This is a genomic window from Acinetobacter modestus, assembly GCF_014636095.1.
Taxonomy (GTDB): domain Bacteria; phylum Pseudomonadota; class Gammaproteobacteria; order Pseudomonadales; family Moraxellaceae; genus Acinetobacter; species Acinetobacter modestus.
In genome coordinates, this window is sequence record NZ_BMDV01000002.1 from 631,734 (window position 1) to 644,391 (window position 12,658).

Below are 12,658 nucleotides of genomic sequence, written 5' to 3' on the forward strand. Positions count from 1 at the left end.
CGAAATCCAAAGCAAAGGTTTTAAAGTATTACAAGAAGGCCAACGCGTTTCTTTCGTACTTGGTCAAGGTAAGAAAGGACCACAAGCAACTCTCATCACTGTTATCTAATTTTTAGACCAGTAAAAAAAGCTCACATATGTGGGCTTTTTTGATGCTTTTTATGTGCGAGAAAAGCATCAAAATAATTTTTAAATATAATTATTTGATTGAAATAAATGAAATTTTACAATTTTTGAAATGCTGAAAGAGGTTGTTTTTTAAGAGGATTTTTTAGTAAAATAACTAATTTATTCCAATCTTTCATCTAGAGTTAGATAATGTTTGTGCCGAAAAAGTAAAGTGGTGTATATTGAATAATAACTAGAAGAATAACACTGTTGATTCAGAAAATCTTTCATCTCGTAGTTTAGATAAACCTTTCGTGTTATCAGATTTAATCTCAGAGTTTATGATTCCAAGTTACTTGCTACTAAGCATTCCAAATATTTCTAATAGGTTAAGTATATGTCTAACACTGTGACTGGTACAGTTAAATGGTTCAATGAAACTAAAGGTTTTGGCTTTATTCATGCGGATTCTGGGCAAGATGTATTTGCTCATTTTAGTGAAATCCAAAGTAACGGTTTTAAGGTTTTACACGAAGGGCAACGTGTTTCATTCACTATTGCTGATGGTAAAAAAGGACCTCAAGCAACTGGTATTACAGTAATTGCTCAAAACTAAACATCTAATTAAAAAAGCTCACAATAGTGAGCTTTTTTAATTTTCGGATAGAATCTATAAATTTTAATCATCATTATTTCTTGTAATGTACCTATTTTTGTCACAATTTAACCTTTTGGTTAAAAAATTGCCCTAGCATGTTATTAGACTTTTTGCTAATTTTAACTAGTGGATTATTTAGGCAAATTAACAATTGCCGTACATTAAATGAGCGCAAAGTTATGGAAAACTTAGAGCAATTGACTCAAGGGTTTGAGCAAGAAGTTCATGTACATTGTAAACGATCTATAGGTACGTTGTTGTTTAGTTTCGTAGTTTTGATCGCAACGAGCTTCTAGTGAAAAAAGCACCTTAGGGTGCTTTTTTATTAATAACAATTGCTCAGTAAGCTTTAAGTCTCTGTTGAGTGGTTTATATTATTATTTTTTAAATATTTGATAATATTAATGTTCAAAATAATTTAGTTATAAAATTTTAATAATCTTTATATTTTAACATCAATAAAAATGACTATTAAGATTGAGTTTTAAACTATATCTAAATATTCACTCTATGCTAGGCTTAAGAAAAAAGGGTAAGCCTATGGATGACATCGAAATAAAAGATTTCTCAGCTCTGACTGGATATACAAATGCGATTTTAGCAATCGATGAGTGGCTTGAACACAAACCTTATTTCTATGTGATTAAGGATCAGTATTTGATTGATGAGGCTATTCGTGTTGAATATATCATTATTCAATAATTTTGAAATTAGGGGGGCTTATAAATGAAAAAAAATTTAGTTTTGATACTTTTAACGGTTGTTAGTAATACGGTTGTTGCTGGGGAAATATACAAATGTACGATAAAAGGTGCCGTCACTTATCAAGCAAAACCTTGCAGTGGAATAGGAAGTAAGCTAAATATTCCGCAAGCCTATACTCCAAATACATCTAAGGAAAGCATGCAAGAGAAAACGAGTGGTGCGAAAGAATCTGATGCTGCTAAAAAGGCTGGATTGGCGATTGCTCAGGAAGCCTATCAAATGACAAAAAACCGATAGTTTATAGACTTATCTATTATTTATTGTTGATCTGAGATTGGAGTTTTTGTTTCAAATAATAGACATAATATTTTGATTTATTTGTTATCTTTAAATTTTTGCAAGATTTCAAATTATGAAAAAAATTCTATTTTTAGCTTTAGCAATTACTTCATTAACAGCGTGTTCTTCAACACCCAGCAAAGATGTTACTCCACCTAAAATTGGTATGGCAAATCCTGCAAGTCAATACTGCGTTGAACAAGGAGGCCAGCTTGAGATTCGTAATGAGGCAAATGGTCAGGCTGGATATTGTAAATTACCTAATGGGCAAGTGATTGAGGAATGGGCATTTTTCCGTGCAAATCAAAGTAAATGTGTTGCTGATGAAGCACAAAAACTTGTAGGGCAGACTGGTTTAACCGAACAGCAAATTAAGCAAAAAACCAAGTCCGAAGTTGTGCGCAGTGTAGGACCAAATCAGCCAGTAACGATGGATTACCGTGAAAATCGAGTGACGGTAACGATTGATCCGCAATCTAAAAAAATCCTTAGTGCTAATTGTGGTTAATTTATAAAATAAGTCTTTGCTTTCAAATTGGTATTCATCAATTTGAAAGCTTTTCTCATCTAAATGAAAAATAGACCTTGATAAATCTACTTTTGTACCCATCAATTATAGTATTGCAGTAATATTTTCCGTTTTGGCTTTGACCAAAAGTATAATCACTGTATTTATTTTCTAATTTTTGAGATAGACGAAACTTTGACATGAATCTACTTCTTATCGTAGTGTTTGGCGCAATTGCTGAGATATTAGTATGGATCGGCGTGGGCGACCTTGTTGGGAGTATGTGGTACGTATTCTTTTGGTTTGTTATAACTTTTTTCGTGGGTTTGAATCTCGTTCGTTCTAGTACATCTAATATTATGCCGCAATTGCAACAAATGCAGATGACAGGTCAACTTGGAGCTGATCCTGCTGTTACTAAGAAATTAGCAATTGCAATGTCGGGTTTCTTGTTGATGATTCCTGGTTTAATTTCTGATGTATTGGCTGTATTAGTTTTAATTCCTGCAGTTCAAACAGCATTTAGAAATATGTTGATGAAAGCAATGGCAAAGCGTCAACAGGCTATGATGGATCAAATGATGGGTGGAATGGGTGGTAATGCTGCTGGTCAGAATCCATTTGCTGATCTCATGCGTCAAATGCAGGACATGCAGAATCAACAACAAGGTGGTGGTCAATATCGTGACTCAACCATTATTGATGGCGAAGCGAGAGAAGTTAAACCTGATCAAAAGAAGATTGAATTCAAAGATGTTAATTAGTTGTTGATACGCTTAAAAAGCACATCCTAGTTGATGTGCTTTTTTATATTTCATTTTTTATACTTTGCTCTTGTTTAGATTCTGTTTTGTCTGGTGTTTGTTGTTCTTTGCTCTGAGGTTGATAGTGGGTAGGAGGAAGATTTGTTATTTCATTTTCAGATTGTTTATATGAACGACTTCGATTAGCTCGTTCACGAAATCCACCTTTATTGATCAATTGAGCCATATTGATGTCATCTATGATTTGAAAGATATATTTTAACAAATTATGTGAAAGATCAAAATAATACTGAGCGTTAGTTGAATCTAGCTTTGTATATCTTCTTTACAATGTATCCAAGAGAATTGTTAATTTGAATGAATTGCCTTTAAAACTAGATTGAATTCTGATTTTTTTTCTCATAGGATAAAAGTGTGACGAAAGAAATTGTTGTAAAAAGAAAATAAAAAAATAGTAAGTGGAAGGAGGAATGATGTTATATCAATATCATTGCGCATGTTGTGACAAGGTAGTCGCTTCAACAGATAAGGAATGCCCTTATTGTGGTTCTCAGCATATTAGAAGTCCTTATGGTTTATGGATGTTCTGTGTAGCTGCGTGTTTTGTAGTTGTACTTGTAATTAAGATGGTACATGTATATTCATTACATCATGAGGAAGATCAACCAACTCAGACAAGTTCTTTATTTGAAATGTTTAAACAAGATAGTGCTGAATCTAATAAATAATAACAAATAAAAAAGTTCGCAATTTGCGAACTTTTTTATGAGCGATAAACTTATAGTCCCGCAGCATCTTTAAGAACTTCGACTTTATCTGTCTTTTCCCAAGTAAATGCAGAATCTGAACCTTCACGACCAAAGTGACCATAAGCAGCTGTCTGCTTATACATTGGCTGAATTAGGTTCAGCATACGAGTGATACCGTAAGGACGTAAATCAAAGTGCTCACGAACCAATTGAATAATTAATTCGTCTGATACTTTACCTGTATTGAAAGTATTGATTGAAATCGAAGTTGGTTCAGCAACACCAATTGCATAGCTGACTTGGATTTCACATTTATCTGCTAAGCCGGCTGCAACAATATTTTTTGCAACATAACGACCTGCATAGGCTGCAGAACGGTCAACTTTTGATGGATCTTTACCAGAGAAAGCACCGCCACCATGACGTGCCATACCGCCATAAGTATCGACAATAATCTTACGACCAGTCAGGCCACAGTCACCAACTGGACCACCAATCACAAACATACCTGTTGGATTGATATGGAATTTTGTACCCGCATGGAACATTTCAGCAGGAATAATCGGTTTTACGATTTCTTCAATCACAGCTTCTTTTAAGTTAGCTTGACTAATTTCAGGATCGTGCTGAGTTGAAAGTACCACAGCATCTAGACGAACTGGCATACCATTTTCATAAGCAAATGTTACTTGGCTTTTTGCATCCGGGCGTAACCAAGGCAAAGCACCTGAACGGCGTAATTCAGCTTGACGCTCCATCAAACGGTGCGCATAAGAAATTGGTGCAGGCATCAGTACATCAGTTTCACGACTTGCATAACCGAACATTAAGCCTTGGTCGCCAGCACCTTGATCTTCGGGCTTTTGGCGATCAACACCTTGAGCAATCTCTGGAGATTGTTTACCGATCATATTGATCACGGCACAAGTTGATCCGTCGAAACCTAAATCAGAGTGATGGTAGCCAATACCATTTACAGTTTGACGCACAATTGCTTCAAAGTCGACATTTGCTGTCGTTGTAATTTCACCAGCAAGAACAACCGCACCTGTTTTTACTAATGTTTCACAAGCGACACGCGCATACGGGTCTTCTTTTAGGATTGCATCTAAAATAGCATCACTAATTTGGTCAGCCATTTTGTCTGGATGACCTTCGCTTACAGATTCTGAAGTAAAAACAGCATACTCGCGCATGAACGTCCTATCATGGTTATTTTCAAAAAGACAGAGTATGTTACATCGACTTGGCGGATAGGACTAGCATAAGCTGACTAAAATGCATGAATTTATTTCATTTTCATTGTGTTTTTATTGATATGTGTATCAGTAAAACTAATATTAATGCTTTAATTAATAAAGTTTTTCTGAATTATAAATTTTCATATTGGAATGAATGCATTTTAGTGGTTGTTTAGATGGTGAGCATTTATATAAAGAATTGTATTTGAATGATCAAAATATAAGAAATATCGTGTATTGCACTTTACCCCATCTTGTTTTTTTAAGACAATAGTCGCAGTTTTTGAAAGATGATTTCTCATCTTCTCTCATCTTATTTGATTTAATCGGATTCTGACTTATGACAACCCCTTTAAATGAACGTCGTATTGCAAATGCAATTCGTGTCTTGGCTATGGATGCTGTGCAACAAGCAAACTCAGGGCATCCTGGTGCTCCAATGGGGATGGCAGATATCGCTGACGTAGTTTGGCGCGAATTTTTAAATCATAACCCAAGTAACCCTCAATGGGCGAACCGTGACCGTTTCGTATTATCGAATGGTCATGGCTCAATGTTGCAATATGCGTTATTGCATTTGACGGGTTATGAATTATCTATTGAAGATTTAAAACAGTTCCGTCAATTACACTCTAAAACTCCAGGTCATCCAGAATTAGGTTATGCACCTGGTATTGAAACCACAACTGGCCCATTAGGTCAGGGTATTGCCAATGCAGTGGGTTTCGCTTTGGCTGAAAAAACGTTGGCTGCCCAGTTTAATAAAGATGACTTAAATGTTGTTGATCACTTCACTTACTGTTTCCTTGGCGATGGTTGCTTGATGGAAGGTATTTCTCACGAAGTATGTTCACTTGCAGGTACTTTAGGTCTTGGAAAGTTGATCGCATACTACGATGACAATGGTATCTCGATTGATGGTGAAGTGGAAGGTTGGTTCAGTGATGATACTGAACAACGTTTCAAAGCCTATGGTTGGCAAGTGCTTCGCGTAGATGGTCATGATGCTGATGCGATTCGTCAAGCAACTGTTGAAGCGAAAGCTGAAAGCAATAAACCAACGATCATTATATGTAAAACGATTATTGGTTTAGGCTCACCAAATAAACAAGGTAAAGAAGATTGCCACGGTGCGCCATTGGGCAAAGACGAAATTGCTTTAACACGTGAAGCATTAGGCTGGAAAGAAGACGCATTTGTTATTCCTGAAGATGTTTATGCAGCTTGGGATGCAAAAGCAAAAGGTCAAACATCTGAAACAGCTTGGAATGAATTATTTGCTCAATACCAAGCAAAATATCCAACTGAAGCGGCTGAATTGTTACGTCGTATCAATGGTGATTTACCTGCTGAATTTGCAGCACAAGCCGATGCATTTATTGCTGAAACAAATGCAAAAGCTGAAACCATTGCAACTCGTAAAGCAAGCCAAAATACTTTACAGGCATTCGGTCCATTACTCCCTGAATTATTAGGTGGTTCTGCTGACTTGGCTGGCTCTAACTTAACACTTTGGAAAGGTTGCCAAGGCGTACAAGAAAATCCAGCGGGTAACTACGTGTATTACGGTGTTCGTGAATTCGGTATGACTGCAATTGCGAACGGTGTGGCTTTACACGGTGGTTTTGTTCCTTATGTTGCAACATTCTTAATGTTTATGGAATATGCACGTAATGCAGTACGTATGTCAGCATTGATGAAGCAACGTGTGATTCATGTTTATACACATGATTCGATCGGTTTAGGTGAAGATGGCCCTACGCATCAACCAATCGAACAAATTGCATCGTTACGCGGTACGCCAAACTTAAATACTTGGCGTCCATGCGATACAGTTGAAGCTGCAATTTCTTGGAAATCTGCGCTACAACGTAAAGATGGTCCAACCGCATTAATTTTCTCTCGCCAAAACTTGCCATTCCAAGCACGTAATGAAGCTCAAATTCAAAACGCTGCAAAAGGTGGTTATGTACTTGCAGAAGAAAAAGGTGAGTTAAAAGCAATCATTATTGCAACAGGTTCTGAAGTTTCATTGGCAATGGAAGCATACGCACAACTTGATGGTGTGCGTGTCGTGTCTATGCCATGTGCAGAAGAATTTATGAAACAAGATGCTGCATATCGTGAAGCGGTATTACCTGCACAGATTCGTGCGCGTGTAGCGGTTGAAGCGGCTCATGTGGATTACTGGTGGAAGTTTGTTGGTTTAGACGGCAAGGTGATTGGTATGACCACTTATGGCGAGTCTGCGCCTGCAAAAGATTTATTCCAATTCTTCGGTATCACCACTGAAGCAGTTGTTGCTGCGGTTAAAGAATTAACCGCTTAATGATTTAAGTGGCATAAGAAGCGTTCCAATAGGAGCGCTTTTTTACATGTGTAAATTTAGTTTCTCGAATCAATGTTGATATATAATTAAAGTAATTATTAAATATTTAATTTTTTATAGGCTAAATAAAACTATTATGAATGATATACCGCCACATTTATTTTCAATGATTTGTAGAATTGCTGCTAACCGTACTTATTATTTTGAGTTTGATGACTGGCGTTTAAAACTTAGGAATGCTTTATTTGAACAAAGTGCTATGGCTGAACTTGGTATAGCTTTTGACTCAGAAATTCTTTTCACAGAAGACCCAAAACAGAATTTATGTAAATATCAACTATTTAAATATACTGAATCTTTAATTCAGAGTTTGAAAGATTTCGAAAATTTATCCGCTTGGCGATTTTTTGGTCTCGATTGTACTAATGAATATGAAACACAATTTTTGAAAATAGCAAGCTTAGAGATGGTCCAGAATTTTGAAAGACCAGAGTTTTTTCCACAGTATAAGTCTAAAATTATAGAACTGGTTAATATACTTTTAACCAATAAATATGGTTATGAGCTAAGAAGTATTGGTGAAAAATATATTAAGCTAGATCAGGAACTAGAGCTGTTTTACTGTCCAGATGACAAGAATGAAGTGAATTGGTATGACTTAATTTATATGATTATAAGCCCAGAAGCAAAACAGATTATTCCTCGGAAGATGTTGGAGGGATTTGAATGTCAGGAACTGAATTATCAGTTCAAGATTAATTTTTTATAAAATATGGTCTTTAACATAAAGACCATATTTATATCTCTTACCCAATACTTAATTCACTCTGAATCGAAATATTCGATGTTAATAATTTATGAACAGGACAGCTTTCCGCAACTTTTAATAGGCGTTTATGCTGTTCTTCAGTAAATTCACCTTTTAGTATAATCTTGCGTTCAATATTGTTTTGACCTGATTCAGGTTCACTATTTGGGTTTAAAGCCAAATCAACCTGCACATGATCAAGTTTAATTCCTTTATGGTTTGCATACATTTCCAGTGTAATGGTTGTGCATGCACCTAAAGCAGAAAGTACCAGTTGGATTGGATTTGGTGCTGAGTCTTGACCACCTTTGTCTGTTGGTTCATCTGCATACCAGGTATGACCAGAAGAGTCTGTAAGCGTTACACGATAAGGGGTTGTGGTATTTTGGGCCTGAACAGTATGTGTCATATTCTACCTTGTTGTTTATCTTTAAAATCTGAATAAAAGTATGTCAATTGATGATGTCATTGTGGCGACGATATGTATAGTACCGAATAGTCTTATGATATTCGCTTTACATAACAACTGTAACGCTTTTATTGTTGCACTGGTGAAACATATCGTTTTATAAAGAATGGTGAATAAAATTATGTGATCTATAAACTAAACAACATATCAAACAAGGATACGAAAAATGCAGTTTAAAACATTAAGCCTCGGTTTAGCAGTTGCCATCGCAAGTTCAGTCGCTTTGGCTGCACCAGTTGACTATAAAATTGATCCAACCCATACCGCCACCGTGTTTAGCTGGAACCATTTTGGTTTCTCTACACCAAGCGCGAACTTTACTGATATTCAGGGTGTGATTAAAGTTGATAATGCCAAGCCAGCAAATTCATCTGTTGAGGTCACTATTCCAATCGGCAGTGTAAATACCAATGTACCTGCGTTGGATAAGGAGTTCCAGGAGGAAGCGTGGTTTAATGCTGCTAAATATCCAAACATTACTTTTAAAAGTACCAAAGTCGAGACTAAGGACAAAAAGCACTTTAAAATTACAGGTGATTTGACCGTAAAAGGTGTGACTAAACCTGTGGTTTTGGATGCTGTGCTTAATAAACAAGGCGAGCATCCAATGGCGAAAGTACCCGCGATTGGCTTCAATGCAACAACAAGTTTTAACCGCTCTGCATTTGGTATCGGTAACTACGTGCCAAATGTTGGAGATAAGATCACTGTGAATATTACGACTGAAGCAACTGCTGCGAAGTAATATTTAATAAATCAATTATTTATTAAAAAATCTCACGCTATCTATGGCGTGAGTTTTTTAATTTTTTAGTGGTAGATCAGATACGATTTTCTACAACTATTATTTTGTTGCATTAAATGCATCTGAATAGATGACATAGCCATTTGGTATGTAGGTAAAAGCAAGAATTTGAAAATACTCTGCTGGAACACCCTCTAAGATCAATCTAGCATCAGCCTTAAACCCAAATTTGCCATAATAATTAGGATCACCGAGTAATACGCATCCTTTTGCATTCAGTGCCTTGATCCTATTCAAACCTTCTTTCATAAGTTTAGAGCCTATACCTTTTCCTTGATATTCAGGAAGAACGGAAATAGGACCTAAGCCATACCAGTTTGTCGTACCATCGGAAATAGAGACAGGTGAAAATGCAATATGACCAATGACTTTCCCTTGAGTTTCAGCAACTAAAGAGACAGTAAGTTGCTTGGATTCACGAAGCGCATTGACGATAAATTGCTCTGTGTGGCTAGTATGTTCTACATCATTAAAAGCTTTTTTTGTTAAATCAAAAATTGCTTGGATGTCAGTGTTTTGTTCATCACGGATTAAAATATTCATTTTTAATTACCTAAGATTTTTTAAAATTACTGATGAAGAAAAATGACTTTTAAGCTTCATCAGGTGATAGTCGATATTTATTGATTGTCGAGTTGAGGTCGTACGTTTCTAAGCCCATTCAAGTTGATTTGATAGGATTGACCTTCCTGTGATTTGATCAATCTTTTCTTCTTAAGTTTTCGAAAAACATCGAGTGTGCAATCAGATAAGACAAAACCTTCACGGCTATAACATTCTACAGCGATGAGTTGTCCTGATTCATTTTTGAGTTTTACGATTTTTCCGCCTTTTGCTAAGACGTGTAAAGTCCTTTGTTCAGACTTGGATAGGTTCATGTTGGAATCCAAATATAAGTAATCAAAAGCAAAGCTAGGCTTTTAGCCCGAAAATTCGCGTTGATAACCCATTTCAATGTGCGATTGAAATATGGTTATCAGATTACTGCTATCTCCAACATAAAATTCTCAATGTAGATTGGATAAAAAATTTATATGGGAAATATATAATTGATTAAAAGAAAAGTAAATATTTATGTGAAATTTGCTTGATTTTCAATAAGCTGATGACAATAATTGTTTTGATTTTATTGATTAATTTATAATAAAGGCATTGAAACGTATCACTTAAATTTGATTATTAGGATAAGCCAAAGATGGATGATCAAAAGTTTATACAGAAAGCAGTAGATCTAGCATTAGAAAATGCAAAATCAGGTGGTCGTCCTTTTGGGGCAGTGATTGTAAAAGATGGCAAAGTGATTGCTACTGGTGTGAATCAAATTAAACTCACCAACGATCCTACTGCACACGCAGAATTATCAGCATTACGTGAAGCAGGAAAAGCTTTAGCCAGTCCAAATCTTGAAAACTGTGTTGTTTACGCGAGTGGGCAACCTTGTCCAATGTGTCTAGCTGCAATGCGTATGGCGGGAATTAATTGTGTATTTTATGCATTTTCTAATCAAGATGCAGAGCCATTTGGTTTGTCTACTGAACATATTGCTCAAATATTACGAGTACCACCTGAGAGTCAGCAAGAATTTACTTTTGTTCAAGTAAAACCAAATCATAACCATGATTTATATGAAGTATGGCGAAACAAACAGATTGATTAAATCTATGAGCAAATTAGAAAACTAAATACTTTTATTTTTATTGTATTTATCCTTCAATGATAAATATGCAGGAACTGATCTTTTTGCCTGCCGACGTAGCATCATTTTGATATATAACACGAGGGCAAAACAAGCCGTCGCAATCGTTAACATGATGCTATTCATATAACTCATGATCGAGCTAATATAACCAATCGTTGCTAAACGCCGTTGCATACGCTCAACTTGAATACTCGATTCAATTCCAGTGATCGCCCATGTACATAAGTGTTCGCAATTATTGATAATCAAATGGTAATGATTTTCATGCATACGCGAGCGCATACGACGAACGATCGCTTTCGCCTTGTAACGAGGGGAATTATAATTTCTCGTATAAATCGGTTTTCCCCGAGCGAAGCGCTGAATTGAGGTCATCTCAATTGGACGTTTTTTAAAAATATGGGCAAAACCTGAATAATGAATAACTCGTCCACGACCTGCATAAATACCGTGATGACTATAACCAAAGTGTTTAACAATTAGGTGTGCACCGAGAGGGAAATGTCGCTGTGTTTGCTGCATACTCATACGAGACTATTGTATATACAGATGTATTTTAATCAAAAAATATGAATCTATCGAGTGCATTTAAAGACTCATTTATACGATTATGTGTGGAGATTGTATCTATTCTTTTTATGTTGAAATACATTATGGGACAATCAGGTTAGTCGATTTGAACAATATTAAATTATGTTAAAAAAATGGTTTATAGCCTCATTGGTCAGTATTGGTATGTCTCATGTTTATGCGATGCAGCATCAAATAATTAAAGTAGACAATATTTCATATGATGTAATTAAAGTAGACCATTTACAGCAACTCAGACTTTTCCTAAAAGATCCAAAGAATGCTCGTTATTATCAAAAATTTGCTCATATTCAAAAAATGCTTCCAACATGTGAACAGTTAAGTTTTGCTATGAACGCAGGTATGTATCACCCTGATTTTCAACCTGTCGGTTTATATGCTGAAGAGGGTAAAGAAATTGTTGAACTCAATGAAGCGCAAGGATTTGGTAATTTTTTTATGCAACCAAATGGTGTGCTTGCATGGAATGATAAATATGCTGTAATTAAAACAACGACAGATTATAAATCCATGAGATTTAAGCCACGCTTTGCTACGCAGTCTGGACCAATCCTGGTTTATAAAGGCCAAGTAAATAGCCAATTTTTAGCCGATTCAAATTCTCTAAAAATAAGAAATGGAGTAGGTGTTAGAAACAATCAAGTGTACTTTGTGATTTCACAACAACGAGTCAATTTTTATCAGTTTGCGCAATTCTTCAAGCAAAATTTAAAAATTGATAATGCGTTATATTTGGATGGTTCAATTTCAAGTTTATATTCATCTGAAACTAAACGTCATGACAAGACTTTTAATTTAGGTCCAATCGTTGGTGAAATTGCTCAAGATAATTGTAATTAATCAACTTCTCATCTTCTAAGCATTAGAAGATGAGAAGCGCTTATT

General features: G+C 35.6%; 18 protein-coding genes. 12 read left to right on the forward strand and 6 right to left on the reverse strand.

The annotated features are described in order from the left end of the window. The 6 genes from IEV17_RS17180 to IEV17_RS07270 form a co-directional block, all read left to right on the forward strand. A partial coding sequence (locus IEV17_RS17180; protein ID WP_227554461.1) for a cold-shock protein occupies positions 1-109 on the forward strand: 109 nt, incomplete at its 5' end. 396 nt (positions 110-505) lie between these two features. Further along, positions 506-724, forward strand: coding sequence for a cold-shock protein (locus IEV17_RS07250; RefSeq protein WP_004661818.1), 219 nt, complete (start codon positions 506-508; stop codon positions 722-724). 582 nt (positions 725-1,306) lie between these two features. Next, complete coding sequence (locus IEV17_RS07255) at positions 1,307-1,468, forward strand: hypothetical protein (RefSeq protein WP_004661819.1); 162 nt, start codon at positions 1,307-1,309, stop codon at positions 1,466-1,468. A 24-nt stretch (positions 1,469-1,492) separates the two neighbouring features. Next, entirely contained in the window at positions 1,493-1,768 is a 276-nt protein-coding gene (locus IEV17_RS07260; RefSeq protein WP_004661820.1) for a hypothetical protein, read from the forward strand. A 115-nt stretch (positions 1,769-1,883) separates the two neighbouring features. Next, the gene (locus IEV17_RS07265) at positions 1,884-2,318 is read left to right on the forward strand and encodes a putative hemolysin (protein ID WP_004661822.1); all 435 of its coding nucleotides are present in this window, start codon (positions 1,884-1,886) and stop codon (positions 2,316-2,318) included. Between the two features lie 200 nt (positions 2,319-2,518). Continuing rightward, a complete protein-coding gene (locus IEV17_RS07270) occupies positions 2,519-3,082 on the forward strand; it encodes an FxsA family protein (protein WP_004661824.1) in 564 nt (187 codons plus the stop codon). A gap of 43 nt (positions 3,083-3,125) precedes the next feature. Here the strand turns inward: IEV17_RS07270 and IEV17_RS07275 are convergent, their stop codons facing one another. Beyond that, positions 3,126-3,308 carry a hypothetical protein gene (locus IEV17_RS07275; protein WP_004661826.1) on the reverse strand — a complete coding sequence of 61 codons (183 nt, stop codon included), beginning with the start codon at positions 3,306-3,308 and terminating at the stop codon, positions 3,126-3,128. Positions 3,309-3,552: 244 nt separating this feature from the next. Between IEV17_RS07275 and IEV17_RS07280 the strand changes: the two genes are divergently transcribed. Beyond that, on the forward strand, positions 3,553-3,810 hold the full coding sequence (locus IEV17_RS07280) for a hypothetical protein (protein WP_034601292.1): 258 nt from the start codon (positions 3,553-3,555) through the stop codon (positions 3,808-3,810). A 50-nt stretch (positions 3,811-3,860) separates the two neighbouring features. On the opposite strand, the gene metK is transcribed toward IEV17_RS07280, so the two are convergent. Further along, positions 3,861-5,027 (reverse strand): methionine adenosyltransferase, encoded by a 1,167-nt coding sequence (gene metK / locus IEV17_RS07285; RefSeq protein ID WP_004661829.1) that lies wholly within the window; start codon positions 5,025-5,027, stop codon positions 3,861-3,863. A 385-nt stretch (positions 5,028-5,412) separates the two neighbouring features. Here metK and tkt point away from each other — a divergent pair, with 385 nt between their 5' ends. After that, positions 5,413-7,401 (forward strand): transketolase, encoded by a 1,989-nt coding sequence (gene tkt, locus IEV17_RS07290; RefSeq protein ID WP_004661831.1) that lies wholly within the window; start codon positions 5,413-5,415, stop codon positions 7,399-7,401. 136 nt (positions 7,402-7,537) lie between these two features. Next, positions 7,538-8,170, forward strand: coding sequence for a hypothetical protein (locus tag IEV17_RS07295; RefSeq protein ID WP_004661834.1), 633 nt, complete (start codon positions 7,538-7,540; stop codon positions 8,168-8,170). Positions 8,171-8,207: 37 nt separating this feature from the next. On the opposite strand, the gene IEV17_RS07300 is transcribed toward IEV17_RS07295, so the two are convergent. Then, entirely contained in the window at positions 8,208-8,618 is a 411-nt protein-coding gene (locus IEV17_RS07300; RefSeq protein WP_004661836.1) for an OsmC family protein, read from the reverse strand. A gap of 226 nt (positions 8,619-8,844) precedes the next feature. Between IEV17_RS07300 and IEV17_RS07305 the strand changes: the two genes are divergently transcribed. After that, positions 8,845-9,423, forward strand: coding sequence for a YceI family protein (locus IEV17_RS07305; RefSeq protein ID WP_004661837.1), 579 nt, complete (start codon positions 8,845-8,847; stop codon positions 9,421-9,423). A gap of 99 nt (positions 9,424-9,522) precedes the next feature. Here IEV17_RS07305 and IEV17_RS07310 read toward each other — a convergent pair whose 3' ends face one another. Both IEV17_RS07310 and IEV17_RS07315 read right to left on the reverse strand, forming a co-directional pair. Continuing rightward, complete coding sequence (locus IEV17_RS07310) at positions 9,523-10,026, reverse strand: GNAT family N-acetyltransferase (RefSeq protein WP_004661838.1); 504 nt, start codon at positions 10,024-10,026, stop codon at positions 9,523-9,525. A gap of 77 nt (positions 10,027-10,103) precedes the next feature. After that, positions 10,104-10,361 carry a YjhX family toxin gene (locus IEV17_RS07315; RefSeq protein ID WP_004661840.1) on the reverse strand — a complete coding sequence of 86 codons (258 nt, stop codon included), beginning with the start codon at positions 10,359-10,361 and terminating at the stop codon, positions 10,104-10,106. A 317-nt stretch (positions 10,362-10,678) separates the two neighbouring features. Between IEV17_RS07315 and IEV17_RS07320 the strand changes: the two genes are divergently transcribed. Next, entirely contained in the window at positions 10,679-11,140 is a 462-nt protein-coding gene (locus tag IEV17_RS07320; RefSeq protein ID WP_004661841.1) for a nucleoside deaminase, read from the forward strand. A 21-nt stretch (positions 11,141-11,161) separates the two neighbouring features. Here IEV17_RS07320 and IEV17_RS07325 read toward each other — a convergent pair whose 3' ends face one another. Next, positions 11,162-11,704, reverse strand: coding sequence for a lecithin retinol acyltransferase family protein (locus IEV17_RS07325; RefSeq protein ID WP_034601293.1), 543 nt, complete (start codon positions 11,702-11,704; stop codon positions 11,162-11,164). Between the two features lie 171 nt (positions 11,705-11,875). Between IEV17_RS07325 and IEV17_RS07330 the strand changes: the two genes are divergently transcribed. Beyond that, positions 11,876-12,613: a phosphodiester glycosidase family protein gene (locus IEV17_RS07330; protein ID WP_004661845.1), complete on the forward strand. Its 738-nt coding sequence runs from the start codon at positions 11,876-11,878 to the stop codon at positions 12,611-12,613. The last annotated feature ends 45 nt before the right edge of the window (positions 12,614-12,658 follow it).